A 16,310-nucleotide genomic window follows, 5' to 3' on the forward strand; every position below is an offset into this window, starting at 1 on the left:
CTTAATTGCCGACGTCGAAAAGCATATCCATCCGCCGCGACGGCTCGGCGCAGCCTGCGGTACCGACAACGCGCGCGGGAACGCCCGCCACGGTCACGTTGTTCGGCACGGGCTTGATCACCACCGAGCCTGCCGCAATGCGCGCGCAATGGCCGACCTCGATATTGCCGAGAATCTTGGCGCCGGCGCCGATCAGCACGCCGCGGCGAATCTTCGGATGCCGATCGCCATCCTCCTTGCCGGTGCCGCCGAGCGTCACCCCATGCAGCATCGACACGTCGTCCTCGATCACTGCGGTTTCGCCAACCACGAGCCCGGTGGCATGGTCGAGGAAAATGCCGCGACCGATCGGCGCATTGGGATGAATGTCGCATTGAAACACCGCCGAGGACCGGCTCTGAAGATAGAGCGCCAGGTCGCGGCGGCCCTTGCGGTAGAGCCAGTGCGCCAGCCGATGCGTGACGATGGCGTGAAAGCCCTTGTAGTAGAGAACCGGCTCGATGAACCGCTCGGTCGCAGGATCGCGGTCGATGGTCGCCACGATATCGGCGCGGAACGCGTCGCCGATCGAAGGTTCGTCGGCAAGCGCATCGGCATAGGCCTGCCGGATCATCTCACCCGAAACGTCCTGATGGTCGAGCCGCTCGGATGCCCGATGCACCACCGCAGCTTCAAGGGTGTCATGCAGCAAGATGGTCGAATAAATGAAGGTGGCGAGCGCCGGCTCCGCGCGCACGATGGCGTCGGCTTCCTCGCGGATTTTCGACCAGACCGGATCGACCTTGCCGACCGTATTGGCCGGCTTGACCTGATAATGCGGCATCTGACGCCTCGTTTCCGAATTTCGGAACTAATACATAGACGTTGAAAATGATCTCCGCCACCCCGGATTATTGCCAAAGTCGGGGGATGGTTTTTGCTTGTTTAGAGAATAATTTTCTACGCCGTAGCGCTATGTTGTTCGTAACGCTGAAGTTTCGTCGATCCGGCCGGGATTACGCTTGCCGGTGCATGCGGCTCAGGAAATCCACCACGGCGGTAGCGAAATGATCGTTGGCATCGCCCGCCACCATATGACGGGCGCCACCGACATCGACATATTCCGCGTGCGGGACGAGTTGCAGAAATTCCCGCGCATGCTCTTCCTGCACCAGTTCGGAGGAGCCGCCGCGGACCAGCAGCGCTGGAACCTTGATGTGACGCGCGGCATCCAGCATGGCGCTTTCGAGCTTGGTTCGATCCGGGTCGAAACGCTTGCGCCCGTCCATGAAGCGCGGATCCCAATGCCAGCGCCAGCGGCCGTCCTCGCCGAGCCGCAGATTTTTCTTCAGGCCTTCGGTGCTTTTCGGCCGCGGCCGGTGCGGCAGATATTGCGCAACCGCGTCCGCCGCCTCCTCGATGGTGGCGAAGCCCTCCTTGGCATGGGCGCGCATGAAGCCCTGCACCTTGTCCACGCCTTCAAAATCGACCCGCGGGGTGATGTCGACGAGCACCAGCGACGACAGCACATGCGCACCCTCGTCGCGGAAGGCCTCGCCTTCGGCCAGCATGGACGCAATACCGCCCATTGACGCGCCGATTGCGGCCGGAGCCTCGCCATGCCGCTGGGCCAATTGCGCCGCCAGCGCCTTCACATCGCCGGCGAAATCGGCGAACGAATAGGCGCCGTCCGCCACCCACTCGGAATCGCCGTGGCCGCGCTGATCGATGGCATAGGCGGTCCAGCCCCGCCGCGCCAGCTGCGCCGCGGTGGCCCGCCAGGCATGCCGGGTCTGCCCGCCGCCATGCAGCAGCATCACCGCCGGGCCTTCGGTGCCGAATACGTCGCCGACCAGGCGATTGCCTTTTGCACCGGCGAAAACAGACTGTGCGGGCATTACGTGTTTGGTCATCGCGCCACTCACGCTCGCTCGTCGAGAAATTGCAAAACCGCGCTCTTGAAGCTCTTGTCGCCGACCGCCAGCATATGGTCGCGGCCCTCGATGTCGAGGGCGCGCGCATGACGCATCACCGCCGCGAGCTTGCCCGCAGGACCTGCCACGTCATCCTTGGTGCCGACCGCAACCAGCGCCGTCGCTGCAATACGCGAGACCTCGTCCACCGTCATAACCTGCCGCGATCCGCGGATGCAGGCCGCGAGCGCCAGCCGATCGGATTTGGTCTGGTCGGCGAAAGCACGGAAGGTGCGTGCCATGGGATCGGTCACGTCGGCAAGCGAAGGCGCTTCCAGCGCGGTGGCGATTGAATCAGGCAGACCTACACCATCGATCAGTTTGTAGCCAAGACCGCCGAGTATGATTGCGCGCACGCGTTCCGGATGCGCTGCGGCGAGAAAGGCGGTGATCCGAGCGCCCATCGAATAGCCAAAAATATCGGCGCGTTGAATCGTGAGATGATCGAGCAACGCGCGTGCGTCTTCCGCCATCTTGCCGGTGTGATAATCGGCCGGATCGTAGAGCTTGGTCGACTGGCCGTGGCCGCGATTGTCGAGTGCGATGACGCGCCGCCCCGCTGCGGTTAGCGTCGCGACCCAGCCGGGATAGAGCCAGTTGACCTCGCGGTTCGAGGCAAAGCCGTGAATGAGGACGATGGGATCGCCCTCACCTTGGTCGAGATAGGCGATCTCGACGTCGCCGTGTCTGAAGCTTGGCATGGTGTCGGTTGATGGTGCCGCCCGGATGAAGGCGGCCGGACCCTACCCTTGCGGAGCGGCGATTGCCAAGCGGCGCTGGCGCTGGAGTTCCATTTGCGCACGGCGGACCTTCCGCTTTTGCAGACTTCGCCAGGTCGCGCGCTCGGCCGCCCCCTTGGCCGAGGAGACAAAGCCGAACAGCGTCAGCGCCGCCCACAAGATCCAGAGCGAGAGGTCGAACGCCAGCGCGGTCAGCGCGATGGCGCCGCGGCCGAGGAATTTCAGCACCGCACGGGTCCGTCCGCCCTCCTTCTGCGCGAGCTTTGCGACTCGCGTCATCTCGCGCGGCGAATCCGACAATTTCAACCCGTCGAGTGCCGCCCGCGTCCCGGCCTTGGCCTGGACCTCTCCGACATTGCGCGTCAGCCGGAACAGATCGTCGGCCTTTTCGAGCTTCACGGCGCCGCGCACCGCCCGCACGGTCGCGGCCGGATTGGTCTTCGACGCCCCGTCGATCGCATGCTTGAGCGCCGGACCGTCGACCACCGACCGCAATGTCCGCCCGATCGATTCCGCCATGCGCGCCGAGATCCGGCCGGTCTTGCGTGCGGCCTTCACGAGCGAGAGGCCCGCGCGCGCGGGCGCCGCCGTACCAAGAGACGCATAGGTCCCAGCGGTCACCGCGATACCGACGGCCGACAGCCCGAGGATCAGCGTGTCAACCTCCTGTCCCTTGGCGAACCGCGAGCCCTCGCGCACGGCGTCGCGCACGTCGCCGAATACGAACAGGTCACCGAGCGCGGTGCCGGCAAGGCTGACCATGTCATCCGGCTCCCCAAAGATCAGTCCGGTGGCGAATTTCTCCGCGGTCTTTGACGCGCTCGACGCCGTCTTGACCGCAGCATCCACGCGCGCCACCAGTTCGGGCGCGACCGGCACATTGCGATCGCGCGAAAGCTCGACGAAACTCTGCGCCAGTTCCGCATCGTCGGCGGCCAGGGCCTCCTCGATTTCGCGCGCCGCCGCAGCACTGTCGAAGCTGCGGGCAAGCTGACGATCGGCGAGCAGCACCGGATCGTCCTGAACCAGCAGCAGCCAGGCCGATTCCACCGCCCGCGGCAGCAGCATCAGCGCCGCAATGCCGCAGATGCCGGCCGCGATCATCAATAGCCGCATGCGCAGCAGGCCTCTGCGCATCGGTCCGGCCAGGGGCTGAGGGGTCGGCATGGGGTATGGTCCCAAAAACGCGGTTCGCAGAGCATGTCGCAGCTCTTTGCGGCATTTCAAGGCGGCTCCGCGAAAAGAATGCGCCGCAAAGCCAAAGGTTGCGCGGTGCCCGCGCCGTCGGTTAACGGCGGCATTGCGAAAGCCGCCCGCGCCGCTATTGTGCGGGCGCAGCACGCTCGAATCCCGCGCAGAATCAAGGACTGAAGCCGCCATGGCCGATCACGCCGTTCCGCATTTCCACAATGAGGCCGGGGTGCCGGTCATCGAAGTCGGCTCCAAGGAATTCATGTGCATCGGAGCGCGGCCGCCCTTCGACCATCCGCATATCTTCTGCGACATGGGCGACGACAACGAGATCATTTGCGAGTATTGCTCGACGCTCTATCGTTACAATTCGCAACTCGGTCCGCAGGAATCGCGTCCGGCCGATTGTCTTTGGACGGCCCCCGAAGCTGCGTAAACCATAAGGTTCGCGCGCCGTGGCGTCCTCGCGGACGATCCTGATCGCGGGCGCCGGCATTGGCGGACTGTCCGCGGCGCTCATGCTGGCGCGGCGCGGGTTTCGCGCCGTCGTCGCTGAACAGGCGGAGCAACTGACCGAAGCCGGCGCGGGGCTCCAGCTTTCGCCGAATGCGACCCGCATCTTGCAATCGCTGGGTCTTGCCGAACGGCTCGCCGAGACCGCGGTCATCCCCGCCGGACTGTCGGTCCGGAGCGCGCGCTCGGGCGCCGAAATCGTGCATATGCCGATCGGGGCGGCGATGGAATTCCGCTATGGCGCGCCCTACTGGATGCTGCATCGCGCCGATCTGCAGGCGGCTCTCCTCGAAGCGGTCGGCGACGAGCCCGATATCGACCTGAAGCTCGGCACGCGGCTGGACGATTTCGCGGTCCATCCGAACGGCATCACGGTGCAGTTACGCGACAGCCGCGGCGTCACCGAGGATCGCGCCTCCGCGCTGATTGGGGCGGACGGCTTGTGGTCCACAACGCGCGCCCGGCTCGGCGATGCATCGAAGCCGGAGTTTCGCGAGCGCACCGCGTGGCGGACGCTGATTCCCGCGGAAGCGGTGCCGCAGGACATGCGCACGCCTGTCATGCGGCTCTGGCTCGGACCGCATGCGCATCTTGTCCAATATCCCGTCCGCGCCGGCCGGCAGATCAATGTGGTTGCGATCGTGCGCGACCGCTGGAACGCGCAAGGATGGTCGGCGCCTGGCGAACGCGCGGTATTGCTCCGCCATTTCGCGCGCTGGGCGAAAGCCGCACGCGATCTGATCGAAACTCCCGAGACCTGGCTCAAATGGGCACTGTTCGACCGGGGCGATGGCGGCTTTCCGGGACGCGGGCCGGTGACGCTGATCGGCGACGCCGCGCACCCGATGCTGCCATTTCTGGCGCAAGGCGCAGCAATGGCGATCGAGGACGCTGCGATACTTGCCCGCTGTCTCGCCGCGCCCGGCTCCGATCTTGCGGACGGCATGCGCCGCTACGAGGCGATCCGCCAGCCCCGCGCCCGCAAGGTGCAGCGGGAGGCCCGCGCCAACAGCCGCACCTATCACATGGCGGGCACGGCGGCGCTCGCCCGCAATCTCGCAATGCGAATGATGGGCGGCGAGCGGCTTCGCGCCCGCTACGACTGGCTATACGATTGGCGGCCGGACTGATCCGGCGGGACCCGCATGAGGCCGCAAGGGGGCCGCCATGTTCGAAACCACGATTGCAGGCAGTCTGCCGAAGCCCTCATGGCTCGCCGAACCGGAAAAGCTATGGGCGGCGTGGCGTCTGTCCGGCGAGGCACTCGACGAGGGTAAGCGTGACGCCACGATCCTTGCCGTGAAGCTGCAGGAGGACAGCGGCATCGACATCGTCACCGACGGAGAACAGGCGCGCCAGCATTTCGTGCACGGCTTCCTCGAACGGATCGAGGGCATCGATTTCGCCAACAAGGTCGAGATGGGCATCCGCAACAATCGCTACAAGGCGATGGTGCCTGTGGTCACCGCGCCGCTGCGGCTGAAGGGCCGCGTGCACGAGATGGAGGCGAAGACGGCTCGCGCCCATACGGCGCGGAAGCTGAAATTCACCCTGCCCGGCCCGATGACCATCGCCGACACCATCGCCGACCGCCATTACGGCGACCGGGTGGCGATGGCGTTCGCCTTTGCCGATTGCCTCAATGCCGAAGCACGCGCGCTCGAAGCCGGCGGCGTCGAGGTGATCCAGTTCGACGAACCGGCCTTCAATGTGTTCATGCGCGAGGTGACGGACTGGGGCATCGAGGCGCTGCATCGCGCCATCGCGGGCCTCTCCTGCAAGACCGCGGTGCATATCTGCTACGGCTATGGCATCAAGGCCAATGTCGACTGGAAAAACACGCTGGGCGCGGAATGGCGGCAATACGAGGCGATTTTCCCGGCGCTCGCCGCGAGCCGCATCGATCAGGTCTCGGTCGAGTGCCGCAATTCCAGGGTGCCGCTGTCGCTGTTGTCTCTGCTCAAGGGCAAGGACGTGCTCGTGGGCGCGATCGATGTCGCGACAGACGCGGTCGAGACGCCGGAGGATGTTGCGGCCACGATTGAAGCTGCGACGCAATATGTCCCGAAAGAGCGCATTATCGCCTGCACCAATTGCGGCATGGCGCCGATGAACCGCACGATAGCGGAAGCCAAGCTGAAGGCGCTCGGCGACGGCGCCAAGCTGGCGCGCAAGCGTTTCGGATAGAATACCTGGACCGGCGCAGGCTCCGCCGTCCCTGTTCTTTGAGACGCGGGTGCGTCTTTGGTTCCCTTATTCCCTTCTCCCAAACGGGAGATGGAGCGCCGGGAGGCGCCAGGGTGCTCGGCGCAAGCACCCTTGGCGAGCCATGGCGCTGGCTCGCCGCGCACTCACGGCCCGTTCCGGTTACCCGGAGGGACCGCTTTCGGAGTGCGCGAGCCCAATAACGCGGGGCCCGGCGCCTCCCGGCGCTCCACCATCTGCAAACGCCTCATGAAGCGCCGCAGACACCGGCACAATGTAAGGCTCGGCCGGGCGGCGGGGATAACTTTTCCGCGTGCGGATCACCGGTCCGCCCGGCTCAGCACGTCCATCAATTCGGCAATCTTCTTGCGTTGATCGGCGCGGTTGCCGGACGCGATCGCGCCCTCGACGCAATGGGCGACATGATCGCGCAGCACCGCCTCCTCGACCCGCCTGAGCGCGGCGCGCACGGCGGAAATCTGGGTCACGATGTCGATGCAATAGCGGTCTTCCTCGACCATGCGCGAAAGCCCGCGCACCTGTCCCTCGATCCGCTGCAGCCTTTTCGTGACCTGGGCCTTGGCTTCCTTGTGCATGCCGTTTATATACCCCTACGGGGTACGGGTTACAAGAGCGGAATCATGGCGCAGGACGGACACGACCATCAGCATTCCGGCGGATGCTGCCACGGCAAAACCACGCCGCACGCGCAGGAGCACAAGCCATCCGGCGGCAATGGAAGTGACAAGGAAAATCACATGGCGCTCGATCCGGTCTGCGGCATGAGCGTCGATCCGCACAATGCGAAGCACCGTCACGATCATGAGGGCCGCACCTATTATTTCTGCTCGGCCGGCTGCCGCACCAAATTCATGGCCGATCCGGACAAGTATCTGTCGCCGGGCGCGCGCGAAGCCGAGCCGGTGCCGGAAGGCACGGTCTATACGTGTCCGATGCATCCCGAAATCCGGCAGATCGGTCCGGGCTCCTGCCCGATCTGCGGCATGGCGCTCGAGCCCGACCTTGTCACGGCTGACAGCGGTCCCAACCCGGAACTCGCCGACATGAGCCGGCGGTTCTGGATCGGTCTCGTCCTCGCGCTGCCGGTCTTCGTGCTGGAAATGGGCTCGCATCTGGTCGGCGGGCACGGCCTTGTGCCGCAGCCGTGGTCGAACCTGGTCCAGTTTGCGCTGGCCACGCCGGTCGTCCTCTGGGCGGGCTGGCCGTTTTTTGAGCGCGGCTGGCAGTCACTTCTCACCCGCAATCTCAACATGTTCACACTGATCGCGATGGGCACCGGGGTGGCGTGGCTCTATAGCGTGGTCGCGACCTTTGCGCCCTCGTTGTTTCCGGATGCGTTCCGCGGTCATGACGGATCGGTGGCAGTGTATTTCGAAGCGGCCGCCGTCATCACCGTGCTGGTGCTGCTCGGCCAGGTGCTGGAATTGCGCGCGCGCGAGGCGACGTCGGGCGCCATCAAGGCGCTGCTCGACCTGGCGCCGAAGACCGCGCGCCGCGTCGACGAAGACGGCAGCGAGCACGATATTCCCGTGGAGGAGATCGCGGTCGGCGACCGGTTGCGGGTGCGTCCGGGCGAGAAGGTGCCGGTCGACGGCGTCGTCATCGAAGGTCGGTCGACCCTCGACGAATCGATGGTGACCGGGGAGTCGATGCCGGTCACCAAGGAAGCCGGCGCCAACGTCATCGCCGGCACCATCAACCGCAGCGGTGCCTTCGTGATGCGGGCGGAGCGGATCGGGCGCGACACCCTGCTTGCGCAGATCGTGCAGATGGTGGCACAGGCGCAGCGCTCGCGCGCGCCGATCCAGCGCCTGGCAGATCGCGTATCCGGATGGTTCGTTCCTGCAGTGATCGCTGTCGCGCTTGCGGCCTTCGCGGCGTGGTCGATCTTCGGGCCGGAGCCGCGCCTCGCCTTCGGTCTTGTTGCCGCGGTCTCTGTGCTGATCATCGCCTGCCCCTGCGCACTCGGACTTGCAACGCCGATGTCGATCATGGTCGGCGTCGGACGCGGCGCGCAGGCTGGCGTTCTGATCAAGGATGCGCAGGCGCTGGAGCGGATGGAAAAGGTCGATACCCTGGTGATCGACAAGACCGGCACCCTGACCGAGGGCCGGCCGGCGCTGACGGGCATGGTCGCAGCACCCGGCTTCGCCGAAGGCGAAATGTTGCGTCTTGCCGCAAGCGTCGAAGCCGCCAGTGAGCATCCGCTGGCGCTCGCGATCGTATCCGCCGCGAAGCAGCGCGGGATGGCGTTGACCAAGGTGCAGGACTTCGATTCCCCCACCGGCAAGGGCGCCATCGGCCATGTCGACGGAACGCGCGTGGCGATCGGACACGCGGCCTATCTGGCGGAGCTTGGTGTCGACGCCGAAAGCCTTACGGCGGAGGCCGAACGGCTGCGCGGGAACGGCGCAACCGTGGTCTTCGTCGCCATCGACGGAAAAACCGCCGGCATGCTGGCCATCTCCGACCCGATCAAGTCGGAGACGCGTGCCGCGCTCGACGCGCTGCGCGCCGACAACATCCGCGTCGTCATGCTGACCGGCGACAACCGCACCACCGCGCAGGCCGTCGCAAAGTCGCTCGGCATCGCCGATGTCGAGGCCGAGATCTTGCCGGACGGCAAGGCTGCTGTCGTCGAGAAGCTGCGCGCGCAGGGCCGCGTGGTGGCGATGGCCGGCGACGGCGTCAACGACGCGCCCGCGCTGGCTGCGGCCGATGTCGGCATCGCCATGGGCACCGGCACCGATGTCGCAATGGAAAGCGCCGGCATCACCCTGCTCAGGGGCGACCTGACCGGAATCGTGCGCGCCCGCCGCCTCTCCGAAGCGGCGATGCGCAACATCCGGCAGAACCTGTTTTTTGCCTTCGTCTACAATGCAGCCGGCGTACCGGTCGCGGCCGGGGTGCTCTATCCGGTGTTCGGCATTCTGCTGTCGCCGGTGGTGGCGGCAGCCGCGATGGCGCTGTCGTCGGTGAGCGTGGTTGGCAATGCGCTGCGGCTGCGCCGTGTCAGGCTGTGATGGATTGCGAGTCGTTGTGTCAGAACACGGCGAGATAGCGAAGCAGCGACAGCACGCCGATGATGATGACGATAATGCGGACGATCTGCTTGGCGCGGCCGTCGATCGGCAGCATGTTGACAAGATACAACACAAGAATGACTACCAGAAATGTGATCAGAACGCCGATCAACAGGCTCATGGCCGCTCCTTCGGATTGTGCGATGTGGGATCAGGCAGAATCACAAAATCACAACGCGCCTGATCCGACCGCGACAATCGCCGCGGACGAAGAAAGTTCCATCCTTATATCGGCTTAGATCCCGCGGGCATCCGCTCAGCGCACCGCCTGCTCGCTGACGGTACGAAATTTCAGCGTGCAGTTGCGTTGGGTGCCCGTCTGCTCGATCGCGATCAAGTCACCTTTCACGGTGTTATATTCATTCCGATACGCAAGCGCGATCGCGATTTCGCCGCCCGGTCCCTGCCGCGCCTTGTCAATCAGCGCGGTCAGCTCCCGCTCGCGCTTGAGAAGCTCGACGCCGCGTCTGTCGAGCTGGTCGCAGCTGTAATACTGAAACTTGCCGGGCCGGCTCGCGGTCGCCTCGAAGTCGTGACCGGCGCAGCCGGTCAGCATCACGGTGCAGCCGACGATCGCGGCAAGACCGAGATGGCAGATGCGCGGAGGTGTTTCACCGGAGGCGGACATGGCGGCAGCGCTAGCGGTCAATCGTGGCAAAAGCCGGATGCCATCTTGCGGACAGGCATTGGCACGAACGGGCTTGGCGCCGACGTCGTCGACACCGACGGGGACTGGTGCGGACGGAGGGACTCGAACCCTCACGAGGTTACCCTCAACGGATTTTAAGTCCGTTGCGTCTACCATTCCGCCACGTCCGCTTGCCGCGCCCGAAACGCCGCGCACCATGGCGCAGCGGATGCTGCGCTGCAAGCGCCTCACCCGCCTTCGCGGATCGGAGGCTGAAAGGCGAGGCCGGTGTCCCAGGGAAAGAAGATCCAGGTGTCCTGCGACACTTCGGTGATGAAGGTGTCGACCAGCGGCCTCCCCATGGGCTTGGCATAGACGGTTGCGAAATGCGCCTTCGGCACGAGATCGCGCACCACGCGCGCGGTCTTGCCGGTATCGACCAGATCGTCGACGATCAGCACGCCCTGCCCGCCGCCATGGGTGCCGGCGGTGACGGCATCGGAGATACCCTTCAACACCCGCAAGTCGCCCTGCCGGCCGACGCCGGAGCCGGAATAGCTCTCGACGCAAACCGTCTCGATCATCCGTACATTGAGTTCGCGCGCCACGATCGCTGCAGGCACCAGGCCACCGCGGGTCACGCAGATGATCGCGCTGAACGGACCTGCTGCGGCCAGCCGCCAGGCGAGCGCGCGGGCATCGCGGTGAAACTGGTCCCAGGACACCGGAAAATGTTTCGGTGCGGCGGGGTTGGCTTCGGCCATCATCATCTGCGGTCTCCCGGCAATGCATTGGCCATGCCCCGCCGGGCCGGTGCTGCCAACGCCGGTCGCGCCCGATCCACAGAAAAATCGGGGATTTCAGAGGTCCAGCCCGGCCTGAAAACGCCCTCAGCCCCGGCTGAGGACGAAGTCAAAGCGTGCATCGGCGGCGCCGCTGAAGCGCATCTCCAGGTCCGGGCGGTAAAGCCCATCGCGGCGGTTGGCGGGCTCGCCTGGAAAATACAGCTGCGTGGTGAGCACCGGCCCGTTCGCCGCCTGCACCTTGACATGGTAGTGCGCGGTGCGCCCCGTGTAGCGGGCCGGCTTGACGGTAAGGAAGCGGTAGCGCCCCTGCGCATCGGTGAATTGGTGCCCGCGGCCGCGGAAGCCGCGATTGTCGTAATCGCCGTCGGCGTCCGCATGCCAAAGGTCGACCAGCGCATTGGCGATCGGGCGGCAGTCCCGCGTCAGGACGAAGCCGGTCAGGAGCACGGGGCTTCCCTTCAGTTCGGCGCGCAGATCGGACCGCAAGGGCGAACGCGGCTTGAAGAACGGGCCCTCGGTCTGCGGCGGGGTCGCCTTCGCATCGGCATCGCATTGCGGCGTCAGCGGCAATTGCTGCCCGCGCGCAAGCTGCGGCAAGGCCAGCACGGCAAGCGCGCCCGCGCCGATCCCGATGATGTGACGGCGCGGATAGGTCTGCTGCGTCATCTCATCCTCCCGCCGCGACCGTGGCCCCGGAATTCACCCTGGCACCCGCACTTTTGATCCGGCCGATCACGGTCAACCGACCGGGATCGCTCGCCACGCGCCGCACCGCGACGATCTCGCCTTGGGCGGGCATGACGCCGGTGAGAAGCGCGATATTGTCGCCATGGCTTACCACCACAAGGAGCCCCTCGCCGCTCCAGGCCGCCAGAACGCCGCGCGCTGCATGCGTCAATTCGGCACGTTTGTCGAACAGGACATACGCATTGTTGAATGACGCAGATTGCTCCACCGGCCCGATCTGCATCAGGGTTGCGGTATCGACCGCTCGGCACCATTGCGAGGCAATGACCTTCGCCGCCACGATCCCGTTCGCACGAAACGCCTCGCCAAGGGCCCGCGCCTCGCGCCGTCCGCGTTCGCTCAAGTTTCGCTGCGTGCTGCAATCGTCGAGCCGCCAGCCTTTGGGATCGCCGACGCCGGGGGCATCGGCGTGCCGGATCAACGCGATGACGCCCGGCTGATTCAGCACCGCCCAGACATCCGCGGACGCCACCGTCGGAAAAACAGCCAGAAGCGCCAGAACCGCCCACAATCGCAGCAAACAAAGCCTCATGCCGAAAGACTTAGCCTGCGACCGCCGCGGACGGGAATCACAAGGCCGTATGGAACTTCAGGACGCCTTCAGCTTGGCTTTCACCCTCCGCAGCATGTCGTGCACGGCTGCGGTCGCCGCCGCCAGCGCTTGCGGATCGCGCGATCGGATGACGACATTGGTGTTCGGTCCGGACTTGTCGTCGAAGAAGGGATAGCTGCCGAAACTTGCATCCGGATGCGCCTTGGCAAGCTCGCCGAGCTCGGTACCGATGTCGCCCTCACGCGCGTCGGCACGCACGGATTCCGACAGCATCCGCTTGCCGGTTTTCAGCTTTGGCCCGACTTCGTCCAGCATCGCCTGCATGATCGAGGGCACGCCGGCCATCACGATGACGTTGCCGATCCAGAAACCCGGCGCGAGCGACACCTTGTTGGTGACCAGATCGGCGCCGTGCGGGATGCGGGTCATGCGCATGCGCGCCTCGTTGAGGTCCGGTCCCTGAAACCGCTGCTTCAGGAGCGCGACCGCGCGCGGATCGTAATCGATCGGAACGCCAAACGCCTTTGCCACGCAATCGGCCGTGATGTCGTCGTGGGTCGGGCCGATCCCGCCGGTCGTGAACACGTATGAATAGCGGTGGCGCAGTGCATTGAGGGCGGCGACGATGTCGTCTTCCACATCGGCCACAACGCGCACTTCGCGCAGGTCGACCCCGATTGCAGTCAGATACTCGGCGATATAGCCGATATTCTTGTCCTTGGTCCGGCCCGACAGGATCTCGTCGCCGATCACCAGAATGGCTGCCGTCACCGGCGTGTCGCTACCCGCATCGTTCATCGGCTTTCGATCCTCCCTGACGGCTTTGGTACCGTGGGCCCCCGGCCGGCTCAAGGCATTGACCGAAAACGCATCAGTCCTGCCGCCGCCACGCTCAATCCATGGGCAGGCATACGATCCTATACCCCCTTCCCTTCCGTCGGAACTGGCGCGAAGCTTGCAAATTGTAGAAGGCTGGGAGGGCCTTTGGGGGACATGCCGGTCGCGTTCGACGAAATGAATGGGGTTAACGGCCAGATCAGGCCCGCTTACGCCCAGTTGTCGGCCTGGCTTTCGGAAATCCGCCCGGATGTGCTCGATTTCAGACGGCGGGAGGCTGAAGTCCTGTTTCGCCGGATCGGCATCACCTTTGCGGTGTATGGCGAGGCCGACGCGACCGAGCGACTGATCCCCTTCGACGTGATTCCCCGCATCCTCTCTGGCGAGGAATGGCGGAAGCTCAAGCGCGGCCTCGAACAGCGGGTCAAGGCCATCAACGCCTATATCAAGGACATCTACGGCCGACGCGAAATCCTGCGCGCCGGCGTGGTTCCCGAAGACCTCGTTTTCCAGAATCCGGTATTCCGGCCGGAAATGAACGGCCAGAAAGTGCCGCACGACATCTACGTCCATATCGCCGGGATCGACATCGTTCGGGTGGACGCGGACACCTTCTACGTGCTGGAAGACAATGCCCGCACCCCCTCTGGCGTCTCCTACATGCTGGAAAACCGCGAGATCATGCTGCGGCTGTTTCCCGAATTGTTCTCGCGCCATCGGGTGGCCCCGGTCGACAATTACCCGGACGAATTGCTGGAGACGCTGAGATCGGTCGCGCCAACCGGCGCCGCTGCGGAACCGACCGTCGTGCTGATGACTCCCGGCATCTACAATTCAGCCTATTACGAACACTCCTTCTTGGCCGACAAGCTCGGGGTCGAACTCGTCGAAGGCCGCGATCTGTTCGTGAAGGGCGAAGTCGTCTACATGCGCACGACCCAGGGGCCGAAGCGCGTCGATGTGATCTACCGGCGGATCGACGACGACTTTCTCGATCCCCTGGCCTTCCGTCCCGATTCCGCACTTGGCGTACCCGGTCTGATGGCAGCCTATCAGGCGGGCAACGTCACGCTTGCCAACGCGGTCGGCACCGGTGTCGCGGATGACAAGGCTGTCTACAGTTACATGCCCGACATCGTGCAATTCTTTCTTAGTGAGGAACCGATCCTGAAGAATGTTCCGACTTGGCGCTGCCGCGAGGACGAGCACCTGTCATACGTGCTCGACAATATCGAACAACTGGTGGTCAAGGAGGTGCACGGTTCGGGCGGCTATGGAATGCTGATCGGCCCGGCAGCCGACAAAGCGAGCATCGACGCATTCCGCGCCAAGCTGAAGACCCATCCCAAGAATTTCATCGCGCAGCCGACGCTGGCGCTCTCGACATGCCCGACCTGCGTGGATTCGGGGGTGGCGCCGCGCCATGTCGATCTGCGTCCGTTCGTCCTCACCGGACGCGACAAAATTCGCATTGTGCCGGGCGGGCTGACGCGGGTGGCGATGAAGGCCGGTTCGCTCGTGGTCAATTCCAGCCAGGGCGGCGGCACGAAGGACACCTGGGTGCTGGACGGCTGATGCTTTCGAGAACCGCAGACAATCTCTACTGGCTGTCGCGCTATGTCGAGCGCGCCGAGTATCTTGCGCGCATCCTCGAAGCGACGCAGCGGCTGACCTCACTGCCGATCGGTTATGTCGGCGAGAGCAACGAATGGGAATCGGCGGTCGCGACCGCAGGCTGTGCACACGCTTTCTTCGAAATTTACAGCGAGGCCAACGAAGAAAACGTCACCGATTTCCTTGCCTTCTCCACCGCCAACCCCTCCTCGATCCGGTCCTGTTTCGAGGTCGCGCGCACCAACGCACGCGCCGTGCGCACTGCGCTTACCATGGAAATGTGGGACGCAATCAACGGCACATGGCTGGAACTCAAGCGCTACGGCAACGGCCCGACTTCACGCGAGGAATTGTCACGCTTCCTGCGCTGGGTGCAGGAATGCTCGCTGCGCTTCGACGGCTCCGCCTACCGGACCATGCTGCGCAACGACGCCTATTGGTTTTCGCGGCTTGGGCTCTATCAGGAACGCGCCGACAACACCGCACGGATTCTCGACGTCAAGTATCATATGCTGCTTCCCGTCCATGAGCATGTCGGCGGGCCGCTCGATTATTTCCAGTGGGCGGCGATCCTGCGCTCGGTTTCGGCGCTGACCGCCTATCACTGGGTCTATCGGGACAATGTAAAACCCTGGCTGGTGGCCGATCTGTTGATCCTGCGGGACGAAATGCCCCGGTCGCTGTCGAGTTGTTACGAGAACCTGGTCCGCTATCTCGACGCCATCGCAATCTCCCATGGCCGGCAAGGTCCGGCGCAACGGCTCGCACGGGGCGTGCGGACCCGGCTGCAAAATGCGAAAATGGAGGACATCTTCCAGAGCGGCCTGCACGAATTCATTCAGGAGTTCATCGCCGACAATAACCGTATCGGCGCCACCATCACCCAGCAATATCTGGCGTAATTTTTCGTCCGATCCGGACGGAGCCCTTGCCTTTGCGCCGCACAACCCTCAGCATCCCGCTCGCCCATGCGTCTGCGGATTTGGCACGATACGACCTATCACTATTCCTGGCCGGTGACCGGGGTGATTCAGACATTGCGCCTGACCCCGCGCAACACCCAAAGCCAGTATCTGATCGGGTGGCGGATCGACGTTTCCGCCGATTGTCCCTTGAGCCACCACGTCGACGCCTTCGGCAATATCACGCACACGCTGACCGCGGAGGGGCCGCTCAGTCAGCTCGTGGTTCATGTGGAGGGCGAGGCGGAAATCGAGGATACCAACGGCGTCGTCAAGGGCACAGTTGAGCCCTTTCCCCCCTCGCTGTTCCTGCGAGAGACGCCGCTGACGCAGCCAAGCGATGAACTGCAGACCTTCGCCCGGGATATCGCAGCCGGCGTTGCGCCGGAGCCGCTGCCGATTTTGCACGCGCTGCTTGACACGCTCCCGCAAACCATCGCGTTCGACACCGATCCGAC

At 64.7% G+C, this 16,310-nt stretch carries 18 protein-coding genes and 1 tRNA gene; 7 read left to right on the top strand and 12 right to left on the bottom strand.

What is annotated here, in order from left to right; all coding sequences use genetic code 11:
* Nucleotide 1: 1 nt before the first annotated feature.
* The 4 genes from cysE to ACK41X_RS17955 form a co-directional block, all read right to left on the bottom strand.
* Nucleotides 2-823 carry a serine O-acetyltransferase gene (gene cysE / locus ACK41X_RS17940; protein WP_409726129.1) on the bottom strand — a complete coding sequence of 274 codons (822 nt, stop codon included), beginning with the start codon at nt 821-823 and terminating at the stop codon, nt 2-4.
* 172 nt (nt 824-995) lie between these two features.
* Nucleotides 996-1,892, bottom strand: coding sequence for an alpha/beta fold hydrolase (locus ACK41X_RS17945; RefSeq protein ID WP_409726131.1), 897 nt, complete (start codon nt 1,890-1,892; stop codon nt 996-998).
* 8 nt (nt 1,893-1,900) lie between these two features.
* The gene (locus ACK41X_RS17950; protein WP_409726133.1) at nt 1,901-2,653 is read right to left on the bottom strand and encodes an alpha/beta fold hydrolase; all 753 of its coding nucleotides are present in this window, start codon (nt 2,651-2,653) and stop codon (nt 1,901-1,903) included.
* 42 nt (nt 2,654-2,695) lie between these two features.
* Complete coding sequence (locus ACK41X_RS17955) at nt 2,696-3,859, bottom strand: hypothetical protein (protein WP_409726135.1); 1,164 nt, start codon at nt 3,857-3,859, stop codon at nt 2,696-2,698.
* A gap of 211 nt (nt 3,860-4,070) precedes the next feature.
* Here ACK41X_RS17955 and ACK41X_RS17960 point away from each other — a divergent pair, with 211 nt between their 5' ends.
* From ACK41X_RS17960 to ACK41X_RS17970, 3 genes are read left to right on the top strand one after another with little or no spacing between them, the layout of a single operon-like run.
* Nucleotides 4,071-4,319: a zinc-finger domain-containing protein gene (locus tag ACK41X_RS17960; RefSeq protein WP_409726137.1), complete on the top strand. Its 249-nt coding sequence runs from the start codon at nt 4,071-4,073 to the stop codon at nt 4,317-4,319.
* Nucleotides 4,320-4,338: 19 nt separating this feature from the next.
* On the top strand, nt 4,339-5,526 hold the full coding sequence (locus ACK41X_RS17965) for an FAD-dependent monooxygenase (protein ID WP_409726139.1): 1,188 nt from the start codon (nt 4,339-4,341) through the stop codon (nt 5,524-5,526).
* Nucleotides 5,527-5,563: 37 nt separating this feature from the next.
* Nucleotides 5,564-6,583 (top strand): methionine synthase, encoded by a 1,020-nt coding sequence (locus ACK41X_RS17970; RefSeq protein WP_409726141.1) that lies wholly within the window; start codon nt 5,564-5,566, stop codon nt 6,581-6,583.
* Nucleotides 6,584-6,921: 338 nt separating this feature from the next.
* On the opposite strand, the gene ACK41X_RS17975 is transcribed toward ACK41X_RS17970, so the two are convergent.
* Complete coding sequence (locus ACK41X_RS17975; protein WP_409726143.1) at nt 6,922-7,197, bottom strand: metal-sensitive transcriptional regulator; 276 nt, start codon at nt 7,195-7,197, stop codon at nt 6,922-6,924.
* A 45-nt stretch (nt 7,198-7,242) separates the two neighbouring features.
* Here ACK41X_RS17975 and ACK41X_RS17980 point away from each other — a divergent pair, with 45 nt between their 5' ends.
* Complete coding sequence (locus ACK41X_RS17980; protein WP_409726145.1) at nt 7,243-9,645, top strand: heavy metal translocating P-type ATPase; 2,403 nt, start codon at nt 7,243-7,245, stop codon at nt 9,643-9,645.
* Nucleotides 9,646-9,664: 19 nt separating this feature from the next.
* Here ACK41X_RS17980 and ACK41X_RS17985 read toward each other — a convergent pair whose 3' ends face one another.
* The 7 genes from ACK41X_RS17985 to ACK41X_RS18015 form a co-directional block, all read right to left on the bottom strand.
* On the bottom strand, nt 9,665-9,826 hold the full coding sequence (locus tag ACK41X_RS17985) for a Thivi_2564 family membrane protein (protein ID WP_409726147.1): 162 nt from the start codon (nt 9,824-9,826) through the stop codon (nt 9,665-9,667).
* Nucleotides 9,827-9,961: 135 nt separating this feature from the next.
* Nucleotides 9,962-10,333: a hypothetical protein gene (locus ACK41X_RS17990; protein ID WP_409726149.1), complete on the bottom strand. Its 372-nt coding sequence runs from the start codon at nt 10,331-10,333 to the stop codon at nt 9,962-9,964.
* 105 nt (nt 10,334-10,438) lie between these two features.
* Nucleotides 10,439-10,524, bottom strand: a tRNA-Leu gene (locus ACK41X_RS17995).
* Between the two features lie 57 nt (nt 10,525-10,581).
* Nucleotides 10,582-11,103: a xanthine phosphoribosyltransferase gene (gene gpt, locus ACK41X_RS18000; protein ID WP_409726151.1), complete on the bottom strand. Its 522-nt coding sequence runs from the start codon at nt 11,101-11,103 to the stop codon at nt 10,582-10,584.
* A 120-nt stretch (nt 11,104-11,223) separates the two neighbouring features.
* The gene (locus ACK41X_RS18005) at nt 11,224-11,805 is read right to left on the bottom strand and encodes an intradiol ring-cleavage dioxygenase (RefSeq protein WP_409726153.1); all 582 of its coding nucleotides are present in this window, start codon (nt 11,803-11,805) and stop codon (nt 11,224-11,226) included.
* Nucleotide 11,806: 1 nt separating this feature from the next.
* Entirely contained in the window at nt 11,807-12,406 is a 600-nt protein-coding gene (locus ACK41X_RS18010; RefSeq protein WP_409726155.1) for a histidine phosphatase family protein, read from the bottom strand.
* A gap of 69 nt (nt 12,407-12,475) precedes the next feature.
* Nucleotides 12,476-13,237 carry a competence/damage-inducible protein A gene (locus ACK41X_RS18015; RefSeq protein ID WP_409726157.1) on the bottom strand — a complete coding sequence of 254 codons (762 nt, stop codon included), beginning with the start codon at nt 13,235-13,237 and terminating at the stop codon, nt 12,476-12,478.
* Nucleotides 13,238-13,432: 195 nt separating this feature from the next.
* Here ACK41X_RS18015 and ACK41X_RS18020 point away from each other — a divergent pair, with 195 nt between their 5' ends.
* From ACK41X_RS18020 to ACK41X_RS18030, 3 genes are all read left to right on the top strand, one after another.
* The gene (locus tag ACK41X_RS18020) at nt 13,433-14,851 is read left to right on the top strand and encodes a circularly permuted type 2 ATP-grasp protein (protein WP_409726159.1); all 1,419 of its coding nucleotides are present in this window, start codon (nt 13,433-13,435) and stop codon (nt 14,849-14,851) included.
* Complete coding sequence (locus ACK41X_RS18025; RefSeq protein WP_409726161.1) at nt 14,851-15,792, top strand: alpha-E domain-containing protein; 942 nt, start codon at nt 14,851-14,853, stop codon at nt 15,790-15,792. Before ACK41X_RS18020 ends, ACK41X_RS18025 begins: the two co-directional genes overlap by 1 nt.
* Before the next feature lie 66 nt (nt 15,793-15,858).
* The coding region (locus tag ACK41X_RS18030; RefSeq protein WP_409726163.1) for a transglutaminase N-terminal domain-containing protein at nt 15,859-16,310 on the top strand (452 nt) is incomplete at its 3' end.

The sequence above is a fragment of the Pseudorhodoplanes sp. genome, from assembly GCF_046289595.1.
Classification (GTDB): Bacteria; Pseudomonadota; Alphaproteobacteria; order Rhizobiales; family Xanthobacteraceae; genus Pseudorhodoplanes.

Coding starts and splice junctions, on each gene's coding strand:
- ACK41X_RS17985 (WP_409726147.1), bottom strand. CDS start 9,826: ATGAGCCTGTTGATCGGCGTTCTGATCACATTTCTGGTAGTCATTCTT.
- cysE (WP_409726129.1), bottom strand. CDS start 823: ATGCCGCATTATCAGGTCAAGCCGGCCAATACGGTCGGCAAGGTCGAT.
- gpt (WP_409726151.1), bottom strand. CDS start 11,103: ATGATGATGGCCGAAGCCAACCCCGCCGCACCGAAACATTTTCCGGTG.
- ACK41X_RS18025 (WP_409726161.1), top strand. CDS start 14,851: ATGCTTTCGAGAACCGCAGACAATCTCTACTGGCTGTCGCGCTATGTC.
- ACK41X_RS17990 (WP_409726149.1), bottom strand. CDS start 10,333: ATGTCCGCCTCCGGTGAAACACCTCCGCGCATCTGCCATCTCGGTCTT.
- ACK41X_RS18015 (WP_409726157.1), bottom strand. CDS start 13,237: ATGAACGATGCGGGTAGCGACACGCCGGTGACGGCAGCCATTCTGGTG.
- ACK41X_RS18005 (WP_409726153.1), bottom strand. CDS start 11,805: ATGACGCAGCAGACCTATCCGCGCCGTCACATCATCGGGATCGGCGCG.
- ACK41X_RS17970 (WP_409726141.1), top strand. CDS start 5,564: ATGTTCGAAACCACGATTGCAGGCAGTCTGCCGAAGCCCTCATGGCTC.
- ACK41X_RS17950 (WP_409726133.1), bottom strand. CDS start 2,653: ATGCCAAGCTTCAGACACGGCGACGTCGAGATCGCCTATCTCGACCAA.
- ACK41X_RS17975 (WP_409726143.1), bottom strand. CDS start 7,197: ATGCACAAGGAAGCCAAGGCCCAGGTCACGAAAAGGCTGCAGCGGATC.
- ACK41X_RS17945 (WP_409726131.1), bottom strand. CDS start 1,892: ATGACCAAACACGTAATGCCCGCACAGTCTGTTTTCGCCGGTGCAAAA.
- ACK41X_RS17960 (WP_409726137.1), top strand. CDS start 4,071: ATGGCCGATCACGCCGTTCCGCATTTCCACAATGAGGCCGGGGTGCCG.
- ACK41X_RS17980 (WP_409726145.1), top strand. CDS start 7,243: ATGGCGCAGGACGGACACGACCATCAGCATTCCGGCGGATGCTGCCAC.
- ACK41X_RS18020 (WP_409726159.1), top strand. CDS start 13,433: ATGCCGGTCGCGTTCGACGAAATGAATGGGGTTAACGGCCAGATCAGG.
- ACK41X_RS17955 (WP_409726135.1), bottom strand. CDS start 3,859: ATGCCGACCCCTCAGCCCCTGGCCGGACCGATGCGCAGAGGCCTGCTG.